Source organism: Devosia polycyclovorans, assembly GCF_042181575.1.
Taxonomy (GTDB): domain Bacteria; phylum Pseudomonadota; class Alphaproteobacteria; order Rhizobiales; family Devosiaceae; genus Devosia; species Devosia polycyclovorans.
Genome location: NZ_CP170082.1, coordinates 3,626,970 through 3,649,158, shown reverse-complemented (window position 1 = coordinate 3,649,158; position 22,189 = coordinate 3,626,970). Strand labels below are relative to the sequence as shown.

Below are 22,189 nucleotides of genomic sequence, written 5' to 3'. Positions count from 1 at the left end.
TGTGTCATGTTGATTGAGGTCAAATCCGCGCAGAACGACGAATCCGAACTTAAGGGCGCCAAGCGTTTCGAGTTCAACACGGCCGAGCGCCTGACACGCCTTCCAGCCTACTTGGCGCTCATGGTTGTTGGCATTGCTGCCTATATTCGCTCGATCACGGCAGCGCAGGCGCGTTTGCCTGAAACGGACCGCGCTGAGGGGGCTGAAGGCGAGTCCGTCAATGCTCCCCCAGCTCAGGAAACTGATGACCTAGCGGTTGCAGGGATCGATGATACGGAGACGGGAGGCATCGAGGGCGAGGGAGGTCGGCGGGGCCTCGGTCTCGAACCGGGAAATGCCTGGCCCGCCTCCTTCGTGGTGCCGGAGTATCCGCGCTTTTATTTTGTCGAGCCGACAATCCTTGCCACCAGGGGCCATCCCTTCTCGCCGACAGCGCTACTGCAGTTTCCCATGAACGACAATTTCGGTGGTCAGACCGGTTCATCCATCGGGTCCAGCACGCCGCCTACCAGCAGTCCTGCGGACTTCGGTCAAGGCGGCGGCGGGGGCGCCCACCAGCCTGACGGCTCCGGTCCTGATGACGGCGCTGATGACGACGATGGCGGCAATGACGGCGGCAATAGCGGCGGCGGCTCTGGGGCCGGGAACCGGGCACCAACAGTCATGGGGCCGGTGCGGCTCAATGATGTGTTTGCAGGACAGATCGTTCTGATTGCCCTTGTTTATCTTTTGCGGGGCGCTTCCGACCCGGACGGCGATACCCTTAGCGTTGAAAACGTAGTGATCAAGGGTGCCAATCTGGTGGCCACGGCGGATGGCTGGCTGCTCGAGACCAAGACCGGCATGGTCGGCCCCGTCCTGATAACCTATCGCATCTCAGATTCAGAGGCCTGGGTGGCCCAGGAAGCCACCCTGGAGATCGTGCGTAAAGTTATGGCTCTGGGTGATGATGACGACCTCATCGTCGGCTCCCCTTACGACGACGATATCTTCAGCAGGGGTGGTGATGACCTGATCGATGCCCTCGAGGGCAATGACCATGTTGATGGCGGCAGCGGCGACGACCACATTCATGGCGGCGACGGCGACGACGTGCTTTTGGGCGGTCTTGGCAACGACATCATTTTCGGAGGCGGGGGCAACGACCTCATCAAAGGTGGCGAAGGCAATGATCGCCTTTTCGGCGAAGCAGGCGCGGACACGATCTTTGGTGAAGCTGGGGATGATTACATCGAAGGCGGCGCTGGCAAGGATCACCTGGACGGCGGGGAGGGCAACGACGCTATTTACGGCGGGGAAGGGATTGATCGGCTGATTGGTGGCGCCGGCCACGACCTGCTCGAAGGCGGTGCCGACGACGACCTGCTCGAAGGTGGCGAGGGCGATGACACGCTCAAGGGCGGTACCGGCAATGATGTGCTGGTCGACGGCGGAGGGCAGGATGCCGTTTACGGCGAGGAGGGCGACGATATCCTCGTAGCATCTGCTGGAAATGACACGATGGACGGAGGCGACGGATATGACAGGCTCGACCTGTCCGCCGCCCAAGACGACATGGTCATCGACGCTGTGGGAGGAACCAGTTTCAGCGGCGAACTCGGCACGGACAAGTTCTCGGCGATCGAAGAGATCACGGGCGGTGACGGCAACGACATGTTCATTCTTGGCGGAAAGGCCATGGTGCTGTCCGGCGGCAAAGGCAGGGATACCTTCATTTTCGAGGTCACCGACAGCGCCCCCAGCCTAAGCGAGAATGTGGTTCACAAAATATTGGACTTCGTTGTCGGCGATCGTGTTCGAGTACGGGATTACGATCTGGATCGCGCAGCCCGAGATGTCGAGCGAGACATGTTCGAGGCAATTTACGGCGATGACAAGGACGACTGGCTGCTGTCTGACATTCCCCTGCAGGTTTCGCACGAACTGATCGATGATGAGCACTGGACCTTCATCGTCGCTGATCTGAACGGTGACAGCATCTACGACCTGGCCATAAACATTCAGGGCGTCATGTTGACCCCGCCCGACAATCTGGCCTGAGAAGTGAACGGTTGAGGAATATCCATCATGACAAGCATTGACGCCGCGGGCGTGTTGCATTCGTCTTCATCCAGGTTGGACCGTAAGGGGCGCGATCCTGCACAGTTCTCCATGAGGGGACGCGTGATCTGGGGGACCCTGTTTGCTATCGCCCTCGTGGGCGGACTTGGAGGCTGGGCCTCTACGGCCCGGCTTTCCGGCGCCGTTATTGGGCAGGGGACCGTTCAGATCGATGAAGATCTCAAAGTCGTCCAGCATGTCGATGGGGGGGTGGTGCGCGAGATCCGCGTGAAGGTGGGCGAAAGGGTTGTCGCCGGCCAAGTGCTGCTGCGCCTCGATGCTACCCAGGCCCGATCTGAGCACAGTATCCTCTCGGGTCAGATAATCGAGCTCGAAGCTCGCCGTTTCCGCCTTCTCGCCGAACGGGACGACCTGATCGGACTTGATGTTCCGGCCAGTTTTCGAGAGCAGACCACAAATAGCCAAATCGCGGTTGACGAAGAGACCCAGCTTTTCGACAGCAACCTGGCCTTTCGAAACACGCAACTCGATCAAATGCAGTTGCAACTGAGCCAGCTACAACAAGAGATTGTCGGGCTGGAGGCCCAGCAGACGGCCACAGCCAGCGAGCTTGAACTGGCAGGCGAAGAGCGCACTCGATTGCGTGAACTGGCCTCGGGTCAACTGGTGGAAACCTCCCGCCTCACTGTCGCCGAGCGTGATATGGCCCGGTTGGAAGGGCAGATGGGCGAGGTCAGTGCCGCCATCGCGCGGGCGCAATCGCGGATCAGCGAACTGCAATTGCGGATCATGGGCATGGACAGCGACCGTCGCACCGTTGCCCAACGCGAGTTGCGTGCCGTCGACGCACAACTTGCCGAGTTGCGCGAACGGCTTAACGCGGCTGCTGCGAGGCTGGCCCGCGTCGAGATCCTGGCACCCACCTCAGGGATAGTGAACGAACTGAACGTATCCACGTTGGGCGGTGTAATCTCGCCGGCCGAACGATTGCTGACAATTGTGCCCGACGACGCCCTTCTGACTATCGAATTCCGCGTTGCTGTCACCGATATCGATCAGGTCGTAGTAGGCAAGGAGGTCAGCCTCCGCTTTTCAGCCTTCAACCAGCGCGTCACGCCGGAAGTCGATGGCGTCGTGACCCGGGTGGCAGCAGCTGCACAAATTGATCACGCCAGCGGCCAGCCATTCTATACCGCTGACGTTGAAGTCAGTGATGATGCGGCAAACTTCCAGCTGGTCCCCGGCATGCCCGTTGAAGTTTTCGTCACTACCGAGGAGCAACTGGCCATTGCCTATTTCATGAAGCCCTTTACCGATCAGATCTCCAGAGCCTTCCGGGAGGAGTAATCCGCCCATGTCCGCATTGCAGGGTTTCAGGCTCCAAAGCGGATTGTCGGTCCACGGCCCCAAATGAGCCATTGGCGCCCACAATCGCTTCCAAAGTACTCTCAGTACGGAGCAGACGGGCGGCTAATCCGCTCAACGCCGCAAATGCCATTGACCTGGGCCCCAAGTCCCCTCCGGTTTTACGGAGAGTCCTTGGGTTGATTTGACGTGGGACCCGATTTTGGACCACCCGGCTGGGGATTTCCCGGGGTAGCGTGACGTGCTCCCCGATTTTGGGCCACCCGGCTGGGGGATTTCCCGGGGGTAGCACTCACGGCGGACCGGATGCGCCGTAGGCATTCATGAGCGATATCGGTGATTTGTTGCCGATGGCGCTGTGAGGTCGGACCTCGTTGTAGTCTCGACGCCATTCCTCCATTTTCTGGCGGGCGTCGTCAAGGCTAAGGAACCAGTGCTGGTTCAGGCATTCGGCCCGGAACTTACCGTTGAACGACTCGATGTACGCATTGTCGGTGGGTTTGCCGGGCCGGGAGAAGTCCAGGACCACATCCCTCTGATATGCCCACAGATCGAGGTCTCGGGAGATAAACTCGCTCCCATTGTCCACCCGGATCATCTTCGGATAACCCAGCTCCTGGCAGACCCGCTCAAGCGTTTGCACAACATCTTCACCACGGTAGCTGAACCGCGGATCGGTGGCCGGCGCGTAGCGGGAATGGGTATCGACGATGGTCAGGATGCGCAGCTTCCGGCCGGTGGCCAACTGGTCATGCACGAAGTCCATCGCCCAGATCTGGTTGGAATGGGTGGCATCCGTTCGGTCCTCCCTGAGCTTGGCCTTCACCCGTCGTTTTGGTGTTTTGTTGCGCAGCTGTAGCCCCAACTCGTTGTAAAGCCTACGAGTTCGCTTCATGTTGATTGGCCACCCTTCCCGCAGCAGGAGGACATGGACCCGCCGATACCCGTATCGGACCCGGGTCTCGCAGATCTCCTTGATCCTGAGCTTGAGGTCGGCCTGCTCGCCGCGCTTGGACTTGTAGGTGTAGAGGGAGCGATCAATCCGCAGGGCCTCGCAGGCCCGACGCACCGACACCTTCCAGGTCTCCCTCACCACATCGACAAGCTGGCGCCGGCGGGCAGGCTTTAGAGCTTTTTTGCCAAGACATCCTGCAGCATGGCTTTGTCCAGGCTGAGATCGGCGACCAGGCGCTTGAGCTTGCCATTCTCTTCCTCGAGCTGACGCAATCGCTTCACCTCCGACGGCATCAGCCCGGCATAACGCTTGCGCCAGTTGTAGAACGTGGCTTCGGAAATCCCAGCCTTGCGACAGACCTCGCCAACTGCCGTGCCGTCTTCAGCCTGCTTGAGAACAAAGGCGATCTGCGCCTCCGAAAACTTCGATGCCTTCATCGGGACTCTCCATCTCCCGGTCAGGGATCATAACTGGAAAACTCCAGCTCAGAATGGTCCGAAACGGCGGGGGCACGTCAGCAAGGCAGCCCAAACACTATACGGAAATTATTCCTATTGTCAAGTCCTGGTCCTAATAAGCCATTGTTTCTAAACAATATCCTGTTGAATGGACTTGACCTTGACTATTGCGATCGTGCGAACGTTTGAGCCTCAAAGGAGGCTAGATATGGCTCGAATTGGCTATGCTCGCGTCAGTACATCGGACCAGGACGCAGAGCTTCAAATCGCGAAACTGCGGGCTGAGGGTTGCGAGATTGTTCGGGCCGAAAAAGTGTCAGGTGCTTCCAGAGCGGGGAGAGATGAACTTGAGACGATAATCCAATTTCTGCGATCGGGAGATGAGCTGGTTGTCACCCGACTGGACCGTCTGGGCCGTGATACGCGAGATGTTCTGAACGTCGTCCATGAATGTGAGCAGAAGGGTGCCAGCGTCACAGTTCTTGACCCGAATGTATCCACCCGAGGAGAGATGGGACACCTCGTCATTACCGTCCTCGGCATGGTGGCCCAGATGGAGCGCCGATTTATCAAAGAGCGGCAGCGGGAGGGGATTGCCCGCGCAAAACGAGAAGGTGTTTACAAAGGGGGCAAGCGGCGCATTGATAGGATGCAAGTTCAATCCCTCTACAGCGAAGGCATCGGACCTTCTCAGATTGCTATACGACTGGGATGCTCACGAATGCAGATCTATAGAATTCTGGGTAAGCTGTGACCGGATTGGGGCCGGTTGCGGTTAGTCTGGTTTTGGAGAGCGGAGCCTAGATAGCCGACTGTTGGTTAGGATCATGCTGGAGAGTAGCGTCCAGAGAGCCAGTGCAACTATCATCAGGTTGTCAGCGAGCGAATCGTAGGCCAGCGGCAAGTTGCTACAGCCGCCGACATAGGCGCATTTAAGCTCACGCCGATCCATGTAGACCACCTCGAACACTGACACCGCTCCCCGCGGTGCCGATGACGAGCGCAGTGGGAATCGAGGGCCATGTGCCCCCGAACACGGTTGAACGGGCGCTATAGTTGAACGCGCAAAACGCTGGCGAGCCAATCGAGTGCTTTTTCAGAGATTGGCCGGTCCTCCCATTGCTCAAGCGTAATGGGGGTCGATTTCGCGAGATCTTGTTCGAATATCTGGATTTGCTCACGTGCGAAGTCAGCACCGAACAAATTTAGGTTCGCCTCGTCATTGAGGCGAAACGATCTCTCGTCAAAATTGGCAGAACCCACCGTTGTCCATCGGTCATCCACTACCATGATCTTCGCATGGTACATGGTCGGATCGAACTCGTAGATATTCACTCCAGCCCGCAGCAAATCCCCCCAGAAGTGCCGCGACGCGGACCGAACCACGTCTTTGTTTGTGTGTTTGCCGGGGACCATTATGTCTACCCTCACGCCTCTCTCCCGCGCAGCGAGTAGCTGTCTCAGTGCGATTTCATCTGGCACAAAGTATGCCGTGCCTATGCGGATGTTGTTCTGGGCGGCGGAAATCGCAGTCATGAGCATGAGATGCATAACGTTGCGTGCACCCGTCGTCGAATACACCAACTGGGCTAGTTGCCCATCGTCGCTGGTATCAAGTTCCGGGAAATAGGCCGGCCCTTGCAAAGTGTGACCAGAAGCCTCCACCCAGTTAAAGACAAAGGCCCCTTGCATAGCGGCAACTATCGGACCCTCGACGCGGTAGTGGAGCTCGCGAAACTCGTCTGGGTTTCGAGCATCTCCCAGCCATTTGTCGGCGATGCCGACACCGCCGATGAAGCCTATCCGGCCATCCACGACAAGCAGCTTTCGATGGGTACGGGAATTCAGCCGATCTATGGTGTACCAGTGAACAGGCCGGAAGCGCTCGACGACAACACCTGCTGCCGTCATGAGCTCGATAAGCTCGGGACGCATCGGCACACTACCCTGCCAATCCAATAGGACATTGACCTCTACGCCCGCCGCTGCGCGCTCGGCCAGTGCCTCCGCGAAACGAGCACCGATGGCCCCGCTCCAATAGACGTAGGTTTCTAGATTGATTGACGCTTTCGCGTTGGCGATCGCGTCCAACATCGCTGGGAAGATCTCGGCGCCGTTCTGCAAGGTGAGGACCTCGTTGCCTGCAGAGTATTGACCCGAGTGAATGCCGAGCATGGAGCGCACAAAATCGGCTCTGCTCGTCGTGCTGAGCGTGGCGGGAACCGGCCCTGTCAGTTCATGGGGCTCGGGGGTTAAGATGACGAAAAGAAGCGTTCCTATGGCCCCGATTACCGCGGCCAAGGTGATGGCGAAAGTGCGTTTGGAGAAGAGTGTCACACGGCCTCCGGTCGGTTTGCGCTGGCAAAGGTCAGCGGCGGCAATGTGTCGTACCTAGTTCGTCACGGCGCCCCAGAACCACACTAGACGCCCAGAGCTTACGGCAACCTTACACAACTTGTGATCTAAATATCATCGCGGAATCAGTTAGTTACAAGAAACCTCTCGAAGGGTCGCGCGTTCCTTGTCACGACAATGATTGGAGAGCGAACATGCCCATAGAACGAGAAACAATAGTGGAACGTCCTGCGAGGACCGACACGGTGGTTGTCGGTGGCGGGAGCCCGTTTGGCATAATCGGCGGCATAATCGCCGCCATCCTCGCAGTGTTTTTGATCATCTGGCTGGTAAATGGCGGAATTTCCGGCAACGGCGGCTCTGTCAATGTCGATCTGCCTGAAGTCACCGTGACTGAATAGCCCTTCAACCCCGAATTACAAGCTGGCCTCCTGAGGGCTCAGCAAAGGAGGTTATCATGAACAAGCTTTTTACCCTGACAACTGCCGCTGTACTGGTCACAACTGCCATGACGGGCGCGGCACTTGCGCAGACCGCGGCGGCAACCGCGACGACAGAGCTCAACATCCGCTCTGGCCCGGGACCGCAGTTCGAAGCGGTCGGCTTTATCGCCTCGGGGGATAGTGTGACGGTTGAAGGGTGCCTGGACGCCAGTAAATGGTGCCGTGTTTCCTATAACGGTGTTACCGGTTGGTCCTACTCGGACTACTTGACAGCTGACCGCTCCGGCACCGTCGTAGTGATGACGGATAGCTATGCCGACGTCGGCATTGAGACCGTTACCTATACCGACAGCGGATCTGCAGCCGGCGGCGCTGTCACTGGGGCCGGGAGCGGCGCGATAGTGGGCGCTCTGGTCGGCGGCCCCATAGGCGCAGCCGTTGGCGCCACTGTGGGCGCCGCAACAGGCGCGACTGCAGGGGCTATCATTGATCCCCCCGAAACCGTCCGCACCTATGTTGCATCCAATCCTGTGGACACCGTCTACCTGGAAGGCGAAGTGGTTGTCGGCGCAACCGTCCCAGAGAGTGTGACTCTCAGCGTAGTGCCAGACTACGACTACCGATACGTGTACATCAACGGCCAGCGTGCACTGGTAGACCCGGGCACCCGGCAGATCGTATACGTCATCCGCTAAGAAGACTGTGGCCGGGCACTAGCTAAGTGGTGCCCACAATATAGCCATGGTATGGCGGCGCCACCTTGACCTCAGTGGCGTCGCCCATCCGTAATTGGCACATGTTCAGCTGCCCGTTTAGCCCCGGCCGTCTTAAGGTTTTAGGATCAGAGGTATCAGCGCGGTTCGTAAGCTGAATGTCAGCTGAGATAGGATATGCTGGCTCCATGTTTGTGCGCGCCATCTTCCTCTTTTATGCGGTACTGGCATCGATCGTACCGAGTTTTGGCCAAGGGCTGAGCGTGGACATTCCGCTCAAGCTCCAGGGGAGCGAGGATGCGGTTGGGGCCGCTCCAGCAAGCCCGGACGTCCCGTTAATCCCTTCTCACGCGCCTTCGTCCGCCAGCGATCACGTCCCAAGTACTGGCAGGTCGCAGACAAGGGAAGAGCCTCAGCCTGACGCAGCACCACAATCACGGCGCATTTTGTCGGCTGATGACGTGCTTGAGGCCCTTCGAAATCACAATGCTTTGCCGCTTGTAAGTTTTGCCCGGCGTGTCGAACAGCAGCAAGCCGGCCAGATCATCGATGCTGCTCTCCTCAAGATTGGCTCCGCTTTCGTGTATGAAATCAAGGTAATCGATGGCAATGGACAGGTGAACGTGCACCATTACAATGCCCGGACCGGCGCCTATATCGGGAGGCGATAATGCGCATTCTCCTGGCTGAAGACGACTACCATGTCGCAGCGGCTCTCATAGCGACCTTGGAGAAATCAGGGTTCTACGTCGAGCATGAAAGCGATGGTGAGGCCGTTCTTTATCGTGGAGAAACAGAGGCCTTTGACGCGGTCCTGCTCGATCTAGGACTTCCGCAAATGGACGGACTTTCGGTATTGCGGCGTTGGAGACGGTCGGGACGCACAATGCCTGTGCTCATCCTGACGGCGCGCGGACAGTGGGAAGAACGGGTCGAAGGTATCGAAGCGGGCGCCGACGACTACGTGGTCAAGCCGTTTCACATCATGGAAGTCGTGGCGCGGCTCCGGGCACTCATTCGAAGAGCAGGCGGGCTGGCCTCATCTCGCACCAAACTGGGGCCGTACGAAGTAGATTTACGTTCGCAGCAGATCTCTAAAGACGGTGTGCCATTGGATCTCACGCCACAGGAATATCGGCTCATCTCTTACCTGCTGCACAATCGCGGGCGCGTCTTATCTCAGCTTGAAATTACCGAGCATCTTTACCGTCAGGATTATGAACTGGGATCAAACGCTGTTGAAGTCCTGGTCGCCAGGGTGCGCAAGCGGCTTGGACAGGACGTCATCACAACCCGGCGAGGCTTCGGCTACACATTAGGCGACGGGTTTTGAATTCCCGGTCCATTCGACTTCGGCTGCTGGGCCTAGCCACACTGTGGGTGGGCGTCTCACTGGCTGCCACGGCTGTTATACTCCACACCATATTCGTGGCGAGTGTTGAACGGGATATTGTAGAGGACCTATCGGCAAATCTGAATCGCCTCATCGCCTTGATGGACGTGGAGCCGCCCGACATCAACTTCGCTGCCTCGCTGCCTGATCCTCGCTACGAAACGCCTTTAGGAGGGCGGTATTGGCAAGTTCAGGGAAATTGGCCGAATGGCTTGGCCCGTTCGCGATCCCTGTGGGATATGATCATACCGTTGGAAGGTCTCAATGATGGTCTGCATCATTTAGATGGTAGTTCAGAAGAGCACTTCATCTTTCTCGTCCAGACTATCTGGGTGAAAGATCAATCCATTCGAGTTGCCGTGGGAGAAGATCACACTGCGGTGCACTCAACGGGCGCTCAGTTTTCCGGCGGGGTGACTATCCTGCTTGCCTTGCTGGGTGCACTGATGCTCGCCTTCGGTTGGTTGTTGATACATTTTGGCCTCCTACCTCTTGATCGTCTTCGCAGCGCTATCGACGACATTCGGCAAGGTAGACGTAGCCGTCTCGAGCCACATCTAGCCGTTGAGGTCCAGCCCCTGGTCAACGAGATAAATGCGCTCCTGGGTGAGAGAGAAGAGACACTGGAGAAGGCACGGCAGCGGGCTTCCGATCTCGCGCACGGACTGAAAACGCCCTTGGCTGCTCTTCAGGGGGTCACCCATCAACTGCGAGAACAAGGCCAGAGCGCGGAGGCAGACGCAATCGACGATGTGGTTTTGGAGGCTTCTAAGCACATCGACTATCATCTAAGGCTCTCGGTCCTTCGAGCCCGGCGGGGTAGTCAGCGCGAGAGTGTCTCCCTCACGAACGCCGTGGTCAGAACAATAGCCGTTCTGAAAAAGACTGGAAGAGGAGAACGCCTCTTCTGGATGGCCGAGCTTGATGAGGATGTCCAGGTCAATGTCCACCGTCAGGATCTCCTGGAGCTTATTGGTGTAATCCTCGAAAACGCTGCAAAATGGGCAAAGGAGCGGGTTGTCGTCCGTGCCAGCTGTCAATCAGAATACGCGCATTTGCAGATTGCAGATGACGGTCCAGGGATAGACGACAGCTTGCTTGCTGAAATCGGACAGCGGGGACGCCGTTTGGACGAAAGCAAGCCAGGTAGCGGGCTAGGACTCGCCATTGCCTCTGAAATCGTGGCCCAGTATGGGGGCCAGCTGTCATTTGTTCGGGCGTCTGAAGGCGGGTTGGAGGTGCTGATTATCTTGCCTCTGGCACGCTAGACATACCCTGCCGAGCGCGCCTTGTATCTGACGACTGACCAGACTGCGGGAACAGCAGCAACCAGCTTGCCGCGCTGCCGAAAACGAAGAAAAATCCAAAAAGCAGAAGCGATGTCATTTGCCGGACCCCATAAAGCCGAAGTCATGCCTGCTCGGCCAACGGGTGCCCAGATAAGCAGTTCCTTTAAGTGGTTGAAAATTTGATTATTTTTTCTTGTCTTGGCATGTCAGCGTTTTGTCAGGTGTTGGGTCCTACAAGGATGCTCCTGAGAGATTCAATTCGATGAACTATCCCGACAGTCAAGGAGAACCCGTGGACCACCTGAAGTCACTGTTTGACCGTGCGCTCGATGCGGTAGTGGGCATGGATCGCTCTGGTGCTGTCATTGCCTGGAATACCGCAGCCCGAGAGATGTTTGGCTGGTCGGAGCGGGAAGCCTTAGGCGCCTTGATGGCGGACCTCATTGTCCCAGTCCAGCATAGGCAAGCGCACGCGCAGGGTTTGGAACACTACAATCGGACGGGCCACGGTCCGGTGCTGGAACAGAAAATTACGATCACTGCGACCAGGCGCACTGGGGCCGAGTTTCCTGTCGAACTCTCAATTTTTGCGGTCCACGACCAAGGTCAACCCGCCGTCTTCTATGCCTTTATTCGCAGTCTGGAACTGGAGGCGGCATTCCAACGAAGTCAGGAACTACGGGCATCAGAGGCGACTTTGCTTTTGAACCTTGGGCTCAAACTCATCGATGATACCCCGTTCGATGATTTCGCCCGCTATGCGCTCGCACAGGTTTGTAAGTTGGCCGAGTTGGATGCCGCACACGTATTCCTGAAACGCACTGACAATAGCGCGGAGTCACTTGCATCTGCGGGCATATGGTACCTGCAAAACGAAAGGTTTCGTCCTGTGGTGGACGTGACCTCAAAAATGACCTTCAGGCGCGGCGAGGGCTTGCCAGGTCTGGCCTGGCAAACGGGAGAGCTTCAGCTTCTCAGCGACATCGTTCAAAATCCTAGATTTTTGCGCAGGCAGGTGTTTTCCGAAGTTGGATTAACACGTGCGGTGTCATTGCCAGTCATTGAGGGCGGAGAGCTGCGCGCAGTACTGGAATTTTTCGGCAGCAGTGCCTCGCGCATCGACGACGAGATATTGCAAGTTCTCAAAACAGTGGGAAGCCAAGTCGGCGCGGCAATTCAGAAGAAGAGAGCAGCCGAAACCCGCCAGCTTCTGCATCGGGAAATGGTGCACCGTCTTGGCAACAGCCTGACCGTTCTGTCATCTATCTATCAGATATGCTCGCGACGCGCCGCCACCAAGGATGAATTGGACCAGTCGTTTCTCAGCCGCATTGCCGCGATGGGGCAGGCCAATCGCATGTCCATCATGGAAGCGGAACAGGGCGTATTGCTTGATCGCGTCATTATTGGAGCGCTTGGGGTGTTACCCATGCAAGACGATATCCTGCTCGACGTTCCGCCGATGATGATCAGAAGCGAAGCCGTCATGCCATTGTCACTGGTGTTCAATGAACTCGCTACGAATGCACTGAAATACGGCAAAGCCGAGCTGGGCGTGCGGGTGACGATCCAAGGGCGCGTTGTCCAAGACGATTCCGAGCTGGAGATCGAATGGATCGAGCCGGACAATCGAGTGGTAGAGCCAAAGCCATTCAACGAAGGCTTCGGTAGCCGCCTGTTGCGGACGATGATTGCCGGCCGGTTGGGAGGACGTTACGAGAGATTTCTAGACGCGAACGGATTTCGTTTCGTCATGGTTTTGCCTCTCACGCAGGTCGCCGCGATGCATTGGGAGTCGCTGTAGTAAGCTAGGACCACCGACCGGCTGAACACTCCAGGGGTCTAGGCAACGTGTGCCCGATGAACTTTCCCGGCCCTCTGCCGTTTTGATGCCAGCAGCACCTCGAGACCCCTTCATGCCCAAGCGCCCTCCGAAGCTTTCTATTGTAGTTCCAGCTCCCGAAGCGCCTACCCCCGTGAATGAATCTGCTGCAGACACTACTGGTCAGCCCTTTGAGACCACCGATCCAGCGAACCAAAATCCTCCGAGTACGACACAGGCAGCCGTGGTGCTTTTCCGTGCTGCGCTCCGGGACCTGCGACAGCTCTGGGTGAGCTTACAACCACATTTCATAAGCGCGGGTACAGCCGCGCGCAACGCGGTGACTTCCCTGATCGAAAGGGCTCATTCAATCCGGAGCGGCAAGGCGCCCGTGACGGCTGAAGGTCAAAATTCCGCACCGGATTCGGAACAGGATAATCCGGACGCCGTGCCCCGCTCCCGCTTAAGCCGGAAAAAGCTGGCGATCGGTGCTGCGGGGCTGTTGGTCACCTTCTTTGTCACCGTCGTTGGGATCATGATCTGGGCCTTGCACGATGTGCCGCTGGACCGGATTGCGGCGGGCCAAATGGGGAGCCAAGTTATTGTTCTTACAACGGTCGACGGCTCACCCCTCATCCAGCAAGGACCGTATCAGGAAATACCGGCTGGCTTGGATGAGTACCCTGATCATGTCGTGGAAGCGGTGATCGCGATCGAGGACCGGCGCTTTTACGATCATTGGGGCGTAGATGTGTGGGGCATCGGCCGCGCATTGTCGCGCAACATTTTTGCCGGCGAGGTGCGGGAAGGTGGAAGCACCATCACCCAGCAACTGCTCAAGATCCTCTATCTCGAACCCGACCGAACCGTGCGGCGCAAGGTGCAGGAGGTCTTCCTCTCGTTGTGGCTCGAACGATCACAAAGCAAAGACGAGATCCTCGCTCTATACCTCAATAATATCTATCTTGGCGCCGGGGCCACCGGCATGCCGGCAGCAGCACGCGTCTACTTTGACAAGGGCGTCTCCGAACTGAGCTTGGCAGAGGGCGCCCTCTTGGCAGGGTTAATTGCCTCGCCCTCCGCGCTCAACCCACTCGAAAACCTGGAGGGCGCCCTTGACCGGACTGGGGTGGTGCTAAATGCCATGCTAGCCAGCGGCTATCTCAGCGAAGACGAACTGTTGGAGGCTCAGTTGCATTCCGCGCAATTGCGCCCCCGACGCCCAGACCTCGGCACGGGAACGTGGTTCGCTGACTGGGCGATGGCAGAGGCGCAGGACATAGCCGGGCAGTTTAGCGGCAGTGCTATCGTGACCACTACCTTGTCTCCGGAACTGCAGTCAGTGGCTGAGCAGTCTGTTGCCGCGATCCTTGCGGAACATGCCGCCGGTTCCGGGGCGTCTCAAGCAGCTATGGTTGTGTTGAGCCCCGAAGGCGGCGTTTTGGCAATGGTAGGCGGAGTGGACTACAACGAGAGTCAGTTCAACCGAGCCTTGGCGCCGCGCCAGCCAGGCTCGACGTTCAAGGTATTCCCCTACTATGCAGCCTTGAAGTTAGGCGCTCAGCCCGACACGCAATTAGACGACAGCCCGATCGAGATCGATGGTTGGTCACCAGAAAATATCGATGGCGAGTTTTCTGGTCGCGTCACCCTCGCCGAGTCGTTTGCCCGTTCGCTCAACGTTGCTACGGTGCGCATGGGCATGGAGATCGGTTTGCCTGCTGTAGTGGAGGCCGCACGCGAACTGGGAATAGATGCTCCGCTTCAGGAGACGCCCAGTATGCTGCTCGGCGCCTCGGAGGTGACCCTTCTCGATTTGACCGGTGCTTTCGCCTCGCTTCGAGCCGGTGCAGCGCCAATTCAGCCTTACGCGATCGAAACTTTTCAGGCGCCACGGGGACAGCCCTTCACCATCCGCTCGGGCTCCTCGGCCCTTACAGACCTCAGTCAGGTGCATACCAACATGTTGGGTCTTCTGCAGTTGGTCGTTGAGCGTGGCACCGGTCAGGCCGCCCGTATCGACAGGTTCGCGGCCGGCAAGACAGGCACCAGCCAAGACTATCGAGATGCCTGGTTCATTGGCTTCGACGAGAACTACACGGTTGGCGTCTGGGTCGGTAACGACGACAACTCTCCCATGGAAGAAGTGACCGGAGGAAAACTGCCCGCGCTGATCTGGCAGCATTTCATGACCAGTGCCGTGTCGGCTGAGGGGACTTCTGATGGATCGATAGTGCGGCCCGCGGCTGGCGCATCGTCTTCAGCAGAAGCGCCGCCACTATGCAACATTCAGGTTTGTTCCCAGAGCTACCGCTCCTTCCGAGCTTCTGATTGTACCTTCCAGCCCTATTCCGGTCCACGGCGCATCTGCGAGAAGTAGCGCACCTTGCCCGGCTGGCAAGTTGCGGTTCGAGGCATTTGCCTTGTGTCAAGCAGATGGGACTATAATTAGGTCGCAAACCGGTGCTGAAGCCAAAGCGCGGACGCAAGAAGGCTGAGGCTGGGCAGCTCCTCACGCTATCTGTCCCGTGGATGCTGCCAATGTCGGCCGCATCGGTTGGCCAAGTGCTCTGGACGGGCGGTAAGGCGCATTTGTCGTGCGCTGCTGCAGTATAATATTTGGCAAGCCTACCGCGCGGCGAACTTGCTCACAGCCGCGATGAGACTTTCAATGTTGTAAGGTTTAGGCAGCCAGCCAACGGGTTCGGCTACCTGAGCACGGGCGACATTTTCCGCGTCCTGGTTGGCGGAGGTAAACAGTGAAGCCAGGCCGAAGCGACGCCTAATCTCGATCGCCGTGTCCACACCATCGCGCGACGAGGCAAGTCGGATATCCATCAGGACCAGATCCGGCCGTTCCCTCTCGGCGATGCTCAATGCCTGCTCGAATGTGGCTGCCACACCTACGACGTCGAACCCTTCGGCCAGCAGGGCCTCCTCGGCGGATAAGGCAATCAGGAACTCATCTTCGACAATGAGAATGCGTTTGGGAGCATTTGAGTCGGACCGCGGGGTGGCAGCTTCTGGAGTCATGATGGCACTGTGATCTGGAATCGCGTGCCTTGCCCCTCCAAGGGTTCGATGGTCGCGCCGATCTGCCGCCGCATCCCCTCGACCAGCTTCATCCCCAGCCCGGAGCCTTTCGCTGCTTCAGTTGGAGTCTGTATCCCATATCCATCGTCAGCAATTTGCACGACGATCTCCTCGTCATGGCACACCAATGTGATGTAGATGCTGCCCTCCTCACCCTCGGGGAACGCATATTTGATGGCATTGGTGACCAGCTCGTTGACTATGAGACCTAGCGGCACCGCTCTGTCGAGATCGAGCATGCAATGATCGGCCTCGCAATGGAGCGTGATTGCGGTTCCGGACAGCAGCGATTTTCGGAATTTCTCCGCAAGCGCCTCAAGGTGGGCCCCGAAATCGATACGGCCCACCCCGCCCTCGGGGCCTAGCTGCACCTGCAGATCGCTGATCGCCTGCACACGCTCGATGGTGCTTTCGAGGGCCTGCCTAGAACCTGCATCTGTGAGGCGTGACAGCTGCAGCCGCATCATGCTGGAGATCATCTGCAGATTGTTTTTAACCCGATGGTTAAGTTCCTTCAGCAGCATCTTTTGGTGGTCGAGCGCTGCCTCCCGCTCTTCTTCCCTTCGCTTCCGGTCGGTTGCGTCGAAAAGCGCGCCGATCATCCGCTCGGTGCCGTCGGCCAACTGCCTGTAGGAGCCCTGTGAGGCAATCCAACGGATCGCCCCGTCGGGCGCGAGGATCCGATATTCGAGCGGGATGGTTGCCTTTTGTTCTACTCCTGCGAGAAGGCCGTGCCGAATGCGATCAACGTCATCCGGGTGGATGGCCTTCAAGTACTCTGCGACAGAACGCGTTGCGCTATCCTGAGGAAGGCCAAAGATCGGATTGGTTGCGCCTGAGCCAGTGATGGTCTGATCCTGGGGATCGAATTCCCAGGTACCGATGCCAGCGACCTCCATTCCCATGTGCAGCATTGTCGCCGCACGTTCGCGTTCTCCCTCGCGCCGATGCTGATCCGTCACGTCGAGGATGACGCCATCCCAGATCAGGGAGCCGTCGGGACCGGGATGCGGACGAGACAGCGACCTAACCCAGGTCACCTCGCCATTATCGCCCAGAACGCGCCCTTCGAGGTCCAGTGGCGACAGAGAGTCTGCCGCCTTCCTGAACCTGTCCCTCATCGCAGGGAGATCCTCGAAGTGAATCAGCCTGGAGACATCCTCCATTGTCCGCATTTCTGCGATCCGCTCCGGCGCAATGTGAAATACGGACCCGTCAACGCCGCTGAAATAGGGATACTCTACTCGTCCGTCTGGATAGGTGATCCGACGGAAGATTATGCCCGGAAAATTTGCTGCGATATCGCTGAGGCGCTGTTCGCTTTCCCGCAGAGCTTCCTCGGTTCTTCGCTGTTCCGTGGTATCGAAATTGACACCGATCATCCGCAGCGGCCGGCCTTCGCTGTCACGGACGACGCGTCCACGGCCCTGGATCCAGCGTATACCGTCTTCGGGATGAATGATCCGAAACTCGATCGTCAACTGGTCCGCATGCTCGACGAACTCACTTGTTTCCCGATCTGCCCGCTCACGATCTTCGGGATGCAGTCGTTCCAGCCAGGCGGGATAAATATTCTCAGGGGCGGTCTCTGGATCGATCCCATATAGCCGAAACATTTCAGGCGACCAGGAGATCGCATTCCCGCCGACGTCCCAATCATAGGTTCCCACAGATGCCGCTTCCTGGGCAAGCGCGAGGCGCTCCTGGCTTCGCTGCAATGCAGCCTCGGCCTCCTTGCGTTCAGTAATGTCGACGCAGGCACCGATATATCCGTCGAAGGAACCGTCGCTGGCGATCCTGGGTCGGCCGCTATCAAGCATCCAGCGCCATTCCCCGTCGTGACGGCGAAGGCGGTACTCCGCCTGGAATGGCGCGCGGGCCTTTAGCGCATCAGCATAGGCCTCCACGGCACCCATGTCGTCAGGGTGAATCCCCGACATCCATCCACCACCGGTTTCCTGCTCGAGCGTCCGACCTGTGAACTCAAGCCAGGTTTGGTTGAAGTGGGTGCCGCTATAGTCAGCGTCTGACAGCCAGATGAGGACAGGCACATCGTCGAAGGTATTGATCATATCTGCCGCTATGTATCTGTCAGTTTGCCAGGTGGGAATCGAGATGGTCGTATCGTTTCATGACCGCAACATAGCGCGGGCATTTATGGGAAGCGAGCCATCCAGGGATGCTGCCGTGTCGCGTCGTTCTCTGAACAAACTCGTAGGCTTCCCCGTGCCTGCGCCTGCGTTAAGTTGGCGAAGTAGCTCCTCCTGCGCCAGTTAGGGCAAGGTTCGAACGTGGGTCAAATTCCGGTGAAAATGTCCCAGCCTACTAGCTCAATCCCAGTGGCAATCAACGGTAGGGGACAAGGTGAACTTCCGCACCGATCTGATTGCGGATGTAATGAAAAGGTTGTTGCTGCCACTGCTGCTCATGATGCCGGTGATCGGCGGCCTGATCGGGTGGTGGTTTCCGTGGGCCTCCATGCCGGCGTTCCACACTCTTTCGCATGGCACGTTGTGGACGCTGGGCGCTATCGGCCTCGGCACCGGTCTTCTGCCATAGAACAGCCACCCTCATGGGCGAACGAAGCCGCGCCGAGGTGCCGCACCTCGTCTTTAGCGCGCATTAACCAGACCGGGGCAAACTTCGAACCATGCGAAAGTGGCCAATCACATGGCTGACGGCGCTGGTCGCCCTGGTCTTTACTTTGCTGCTCGCCACGCCTGTCGTGGCTGCGGCGGCACATTCGCATGTCATTGGCGCCGTTGTCGAAGCCGTGGAATCGCACGGCCACGCCCATGGTGATGTCGGCGCGGATATCCACGACGCCACCGATCATGCCCATGACGTGCCCCATCATCCAAGTGTCCAGTCGCCTTGGTCCATCTTTCGCCCGATTGGCCCGGCGGCGTGGTCTTGAGCATCAAGAGCTCGATCCGGTTCGGCACCGAAAGACCACCTAAAACCTTGCTGTGACACGCCAGGGGCAAGCCCCTCACGTTCACATGCACGGACCAATTCTATGACCCTCAATCTCCCGCGGGCGATTTGGCCATTCAGGCCGATCGCAACCGCTCTCCTGGCGCTGGCGGATGAACATCGTGGCGTGGAATGTATTTTTCGTGTGCCTGAACCTGACCCAGATCGTTCGTCTTCTGTTCGCGAGAAGCCCAAGGAACGGCCGCTAATAGTAACTGAAACACCGCCCGAACGCAGAAATTAGGCGCGTTGGTGCCTGTGCGAAATGGTGTGCTGAGGCTGCCTTCCTTTGGTATCAAATAGTCGGCCTTTGTCACCGCCCGCAGTGGTCTTCCTGAGCACTTGGTTGGCCGGTTCGGAACAGAAGGCGAGTGTTGTCGTTTCCTTCCGATGGAGAACATCGGATATCACGCCTCGCACGAGCAAATCGACCCTGCAACCTTGCTCAGGGCGGTCGTCAGCGCAGAACAGGCCGGCTTTACTGCCGCGATGTGCTCCGATCACTTTGCGCCATGGAGTGAACGCCAGGGCCAGTCCGGCTTCGCGTGGTCGTGGCTGGGGGCGGCGCTGCAGGCTACCTCGCTTACCTTTGGTGTGGTGAACGCCCCAGGTCAGCGATATCACCCCGCCATCATCGCCCAGGCCGCCGCGACTTTATCGCAGATGTTTCCAGACCGGTTCTGGTTGGCCCTTGGTTCGGGCGAGGCAGCCAACGAGCACATCACCGGTGACCGCTGGCCGGACAAGGCGGTGCGGAATGCCCGCCTCGGCGAGTGCGTCGAGATCATGCGCCAGCTTTTTGCGGGTGAAACGGTCAGCCACCAAGGTCTTGTCACCGTTGATCGCGCCAAGCTGTGGACGCGACCAGACACGCCAGCGCCCATGATCGGCGCGGCGGTCAGCCCTGAGACGGCCCGCTGGGTCGGGGGTTGGGCAGACGGGCTGATCACCATCAATCAGCCACATGACAAGCTGCGGCAGGTGATTGACGCTTTTCACGCTGGGGGCGGCGAAGGAAAACCGATCTATGTTCAGATACACCTCTCCTATGCCAATGATGCCGATCGGGCGCTTGAAATCGCATTTGAGCAATGGCGCTCGAACGTCTTCTCTCCGCCAGTGTGCTGGGACCTGGAGCTTCCCCAGCATTTCGACGAGGCCTCCCGGTTCGTACGCCAGGAGGACATGCATGCTTCGGTGCTGATCTCTCACGAGCCGTCTCGGTTTGTAGACCTGCTAAGCGAGCTGGCGACCTTGGGCTTTGACGGCCTCTATCTGCACCATGTCGGCCAGGAGCAGCAGGCCTTCATTGAGACATTCGGCGAGAAGGTGCTGCCACATCTCAAAGGGATCTGACGATGGACATCTCCCAGACCAGCGATCTGTGGTGGAAGAACGCCGTGTTCTATTGCCTCGATGTAGAGACGTTCCGCGATGGCGACGGTGACGGCAACGGCGATTTCAAGGGTCTGATCGACCGCATCGATTATCTTGCTGGGCTTGGTGTTACCTGTATCTGGCTCATGCCATTCTATCCAACCGCCAACCGGGACGATGGATATGACATCATCGACTATTATGCAGTCGATCCGCGCTACGGCTCTCTGGGGGACTTCGTCGAATTCATCAGAACCGCACGTGATCGCGGCATAAGGGTGATCGCCGACCTTGTGGTGAACCATACGTCCGCCGAGCACCCGTGGTTCAAGGCTTCCCGTTCCAACAAATCCTCACCGTTCCGGGATTGGTATGTCTGGCGTGACGCGATACCGGAAGGGGCCTCGCAAAGTTTGGTTTTCCCGGACGAGGAAACTAGCAATTGGGAGTTGGACCAGGAGTCCGGGGAGTATTTCCTGCACCGCTTCTACAAGCACCAGCCTGACCTCAATGTGGCGAACCCCCGTGTTCGGGACGAAATCCAGAAAATCATCGGCTTCTGGCTTGAGCTCGGCCTCTCGGGCTTCCGCGTGGATGCCGTTCCCTTTCTACTAGAGACCGAGGGAATCGCCCAGGCGATGGAGCTTGATCCGCATGATTGGTTGCGAAATCTGCGCGGCTTCCTGAGCCGCAGACGCGGTGATGCGCTGCTCTTGGGTGAGGTCAATCTTGAGTATGAAGGTGTCCGTCAGTTCTTTGGCGATGGCGGAGGCGATGAACTCCACATGTGCCTCAACTTCAATCTCAATCAGGCTTTTGCCCTTGCGCTTGTGCGGAAAGACGCGGGTTCGTTGGTCCACAATCTTCGGGCGATGCCCACACTGCCCAAGGATGGAGCCTGGGCGAACTTCGTTCGCAACCATGATGAATGGTCGCTGGACAAGCTCACCGAGGCTGAACGGCAGGAGGTCTTCGAAGCCTTTGGTCCCAAGCCTGACATGCAGCTCTTCGGGCGGGGGCTCCGCCGGCGCCTGCCAACCATGTTGAACGGTGACCATGCACGATTGCGGATGGCCTATAGCTTGATGTTCGCTCTGCCTGGGGCGCCGGTCCTCTTCTATGGAGAAGAGATTGGCATGGCCGAAAACTTAGAGATTGAAGGCCGCATGAGCGTGCGCTCGCTCATGCAGTGGTCTGATCGGGAGAATGGCGGGTTCTCTGAAGCGGCTTCGGACATGCTCTGTCGCCCACTCATGAAGTCCAAGAAGTGGGGTCCTTCCGCCATCAATGTAAGGGACCAAGAGCGTGATGCAGATTCACTGCTTATCTGGATGGAACAACTCATTCGTCACAGGCGTGAAATGCCTGAGATCGCCTTCGGTAAATGGAGTTTTCTGCCTATCGCCGACCCGGCGGTATTGGCGCTGAGCTATGAGTGGGGTGACCGCAAATCCCTTATTGTTCACAACCTTGCCTCCGAAGAGAAGAAGGTCACCTTCCGGTTGAGCTCCCCGCGCCACAAGCCTTCATTTGTCGATCGTTTCGGTGACGGTCACATAGACATTGCAACAGATGGCACCGTATCGCTCCATCTTGCAGGTTATGGATACAGATGGCTCAAGCCATTGTGAGACAATGCAGTTCTGCGAATGAAGCCCATGCTTAGCTCCCTCCACTGGGCTTGGTCCAACGCGTATGTAGACGTTCATCTAGTCTGAGAACAACGGAAGCTGTCTAGCGCGCACCGGTTCGAGCGTTTTTGGCTGCTGGCCGAGACACCTAATCGGTCCCGATTAGCAGGTGTGGCGATCTAGCGACTGAAGTCCCATCGGCGACTAATCTTCGAGCGGCGCGTTGTTGCCGTGCGCGTGCTAACCCAGTGGAGAGAA

At 58.1% G+C, this 22,189-nt stretch carries 18 protein-coding genes; 14 read left to right on the top strand and 4 right to left on the bottom strand.

All coding sequences use genetic code 11. From position 1 onward, the window contains the following. Positions 1-6 precede the first annotated feature (6 nt). Both ACE4RL_RS18140 and ACE4RL_RS18135 read left to right on the top strand, forming a co-directional pair. Positions 7-2,040 carry a cadherin-like domain-containing protein gene (locus ACE4RL_RS18140; RefSeq protein ID WP_375598492.1) on the top strand — a complete coding sequence of 678 codons (2,034 nt, stop codon included), beginning with the start codon at positions 7-9 and terminating at the stop codon, positions 2,038-2,040. A 27-nt stretch (positions 2,041-2,067) separates the two neighbouring features. After that, positions 2,068-3,408: an HlyD family type I secretion periplasmic adaptor subunit gene (locus tag ACE4RL_RS18135; protein ID WP_375598491.1), complete on the top strand. Its 1,341-nt coding sequence runs from the start codon at positions 2,068-2,070 to the stop codon at positions 3,406-3,408. Positions 3,409-3,718: 310 nt separating this feature from the next. Here ACE4RL_RS18135 and ACE4RL_RS18130 read toward each other — a convergent pair. Continuing rightward, a protein-coding gene (locus ACE4RL_RS18130; protein ID WP_375598474.1) for an IS3 family transposase occupies positions 3,719-4,818 on the bottom strand; the annotation gives its coding sequence in 2 pieces (ribosomal slippage) (positions 3,719-4,566 and positions 4,566-4,818; 1,101 coding nt in all). Between the two features lie 229 nt (positions 4,819-5,047). Between ACE4RL_RS18130 and ACE4RL_RS18125 the strand changes: the two genes are divergently transcribed. Further along, positions 5,048-5,593, top strand: a complete 546-nt coding sequence (locus ACE4RL_RS18125) for a recombinase family protein (RefSeq protein ID WP_375598490.1) — start codon at positions 5,048-5,050, stop codon at positions 5,591-5,593. A 296-nt stretch (positions 5,594-5,889) separates the two neighbouring features. On the opposite strand, the gene ACE4RL_RS18120 is transcribed toward ACE4RL_RS18125, so the two are convergent. Further along, positions 5,890-7,176, bottom strand: coding sequence for a phosphatidylserine/phosphatidylglycerophosphate/cardiolipin synthase family protein (locus tag ACE4RL_RS18120; RefSeq protein ID WP_375598489.1), 1,287 nt, complete (start codon positions 7,174-7,176; stop codon positions 5,890-5,892). Between the two features lie 236 nt (positions 7,177-7,412). Here ACE4RL_RS18120 and ACE4RL_RS18115 point away from each other — a divergent pair, with 236 nt between their 5' ends. From ACE4RL_RS18115 to ACE4RL_RS18085, 7 genes are all read left to right on the top strand, one after another. Continuing rightward, positions 7,413-7,595: a hypothetical protein gene (locus tag ACE4RL_RS18115; RefSeq protein ID WP_375598488.1), complete on the top strand. Its 183-nt coding sequence runs from the start codon at positions 7,413-7,415 to the stop codon at positions 7,593-7,595. Between the two features lie 56 nt (positions 7,596-7,651). Continuing rightward, positions 7,652-8,332, top strand: a complete 681-nt coding sequence (locus ACE4RL_RS18110) for a DUF1236 domain-containing protein (RefSeq protein ID WP_375598487.1) — start codon at positions 7,652-7,654, stop codon at positions 8,330-8,332. A 206-nt stretch (positions 8,333-8,538) separates the two neighbouring features. Further along, complete coding sequence (locus tag ACE4RL_RS18105) at positions 8,539-9,021, top strand: PepSY domain-containing protein (protein ID WP_375598486.1); 483 nt, start codon at positions 8,539-8,541, stop codon at positions 9,019-9,021. Continuing rightward, positions 9,021-9,683, top strand: coding sequence for a response regulator transcription factor (locus ACE4RL_RS18100; protein WP_375598485.1), 663 nt, complete (start codon positions 9,021-9,023; stop codon positions 9,681-9,683). Before ACE4RL_RS18105 ends, ACE4RL_RS18100 begins: the two co-directional genes overlap by 1 nt. A 95-nt stretch (positions 9,684-9,778) precedes the next feature. Further along, positions 9,779-11,011 (top strand): ATP-binding protein, encoded by a 1,233-nt coding sequence (locus tag ACE4RL_RS18095; RefSeq protein ID WP_375598484.1) that lies wholly within the window; start codon positions 9,779-9,781, stop codon positions 11,009-11,011. A 283-nt stretch (positions 11,012-11,294) separates the two neighbouring features. Next, entirely contained in the window at positions 11,295-12,836 is a 1,542-nt protein-coding gene (locus tag ACE4RL_RS18090; RefSeq protein WP_375598483.1) for a sensor histidine kinase, read from the top strand. A 112-nt stretch (positions 12,837-12,948) separates the two neighbouring features. Then, positions 12,949-15,234, top strand: coding sequence for a PBP1A family penicillin-binding protein (locus ACE4RL_RS18085; protein WP_375598482.1), 2,286 nt, complete (start codon positions 12,949-12,951; stop codon positions 15,232-15,234). Between the two features lie 248 nt (positions 15,235-15,482). Here ACE4RL_RS18085 and ACE4RL_RS18080 read toward each other — a convergent pair whose 3' ends face one another. Both ACE4RL_RS18080 and ACE4RL_RS18075 read right to left on the bottom strand, forming a co-directional pair. Then, a complete protein-coding gene (locus ACE4RL_RS18080) occupies positions 15,483-15,887 on the bottom strand; it encodes a response regulator (protein ID WP_375598481.1) in 405 nt (134 codons plus the stop codon). Next, positions 15,884-18,019: a PAS domain-containing protein gene (locus ACE4RL_RS18075; RefSeq protein WP_375598480.1), complete on the bottom strand. Its 2,136-nt coding sequence runs from the start codon at positions 18,017-18,019 to the stop codon at positions 15,884-15,886. Before ACE4RL_RS18075 ends, ACE4RL_RS18080 begins: the two co-directional genes overlap by 4 nt. A 292-nt stretch (positions 18,020-18,311) precedes the next feature. On the opposite strand from ACE4RL_RS18075, the gene ACE4RL_RS18070 reads away from it, so the two are divergent. From ACE4RL_RS18070 to ACE4RL_RS18055, 4 genes are all read left to right on the top strand, one after another. After that, complete coding sequence (locus tag ACE4RL_RS18070; RefSeq protein WP_375598479.1) at positions 18,312-18,506, top strand: hypothetical protein; 195 nt, start codon at positions 18,312-18,314, stop codon at positions 18,504-18,506. A gap of 91 nt (positions 18,507-18,597) precedes the next feature. Next, complete coding sequence (locus tag ACE4RL_RS18065) at positions 18,598-18,864, top strand: hypothetical protein (protein ID WP_375598478.1); 267 nt, start codon at positions 18,598-18,600, stop codon at positions 18,862-18,864. 449 nt (positions 18,865-19,313) lie between these two features. Beyond that, positions 19,314-20,279 (top strand): TIGR03885 family FMN-dependent LLM class oxidoreductase, encoded by a 966-nt coding sequence (locus ACE4RL_RS18060; RefSeq protein ID WP_375598477.1) that lies wholly within the window; start codon positions 19,314-19,316, stop codon positions 20,277-20,279. A 2-nt stretch (positions 20,280-20,281) separates the two neighbouring features. After that, entirely contained in the window at positions 20,282-21,931 is a 1,650-nt protein-coding gene (locus ACE4RL_RS18055) for an alpha-amylase family protein (RefSeq protein ID WP_375598476.1), read from the top strand. Positions 21,932-22,189: the final 258 nt, after the last annotated feature.

Coding starts and splice junctions, on each gene's coding strand:
- ACE4RL_RS18055 (WP_375598476.1), top strand. CDS start 20,282: ATGGACATCTCCCAGACCAGCGATCTGTGGTGGAAGAACGCCGTGTTC.
- ACE4RL_RS18065 (WP_375598478.1), top strand. CDS start 18,598: ATGCGAAAGTGGCCAATCACATGGCTGACGGCGCTGGTCGCCCTGGTC.
- ACE4RL_RS18125 (WP_375598490.1), top strand. CDS start 5,048: ATGGCTCGAATTGGCTATGCTCGCGTCAGTACATCGGACCAGGACGCA.
- ACE4RL_RS18075 (WP_375598480.1), bottom strand. CDS start 18,019: ATGATCAATACCTTCGACGATGTGCCTGTCCTCATCTGGCTGTCAGAC.
- ACE4RL_RS18105 (WP_375598486.1), top strand. CDS start 8,539: ATGTTTGTGCGCGCCATCTTCCTCTTTTATGCGGTACTGGCATCGATC.
- ACE4RL_RS18135 (WP_375598491.1), top strand. CDS start 2,068: ATGACAAGCATTGACGCCGCGGGCGTGTTGCATTCGTCTTCATCCAGG.
- ACE4RL_RS18100 (WP_375598485.1), top strand. CDS start 9,021: ATGCGCATTCTCCTGGCTGAAGACGACTACCATGTCGCAGCGGCTCTC.
- ACE4RL_RS18080 (WP_375598481.1), bottom strand. CDS start 15,887: ATGACTCCAGAAGCTGCCACCCCGCGGTCCGACTCAAATGCTCCCAAA.
- ACE4RL_RS18060 (WP_375598477.1), top strand. CDS start 19,314: ATGGAGAACATCGGATATCACGCCTCGCACGAGCAAATCGACCCTGCA.
- ACE4RL_RS18085 (WP_375598482.1), top strand. CDS start 12,949: ATGCCCAAGCGCCCTCCGAAGCTTTCTATTGTAGTTCCAGCTCCCGAA.
- ACE4RL_RS18110 (WP_375598487.1), top strand. CDS start 7,652: ATGAACAAGCTTTTTACCCTGACAACTGCCGCTGTACTGGTCACAACT.
- ACE4RL_RS18140 (WP_375598492.1), top strand. CDS start 7: ATGTTGATTGAGGTCAAATCCGCGCAGAACGACGAATCCGAACTTAAG.
- ACE4RL_RS18090 (WP_375598483.1), top strand. CDS start 11,295: ATGAACTATCCCGACAGTCAAGGAGAACCCGTGGACCACCTGAAGTCA.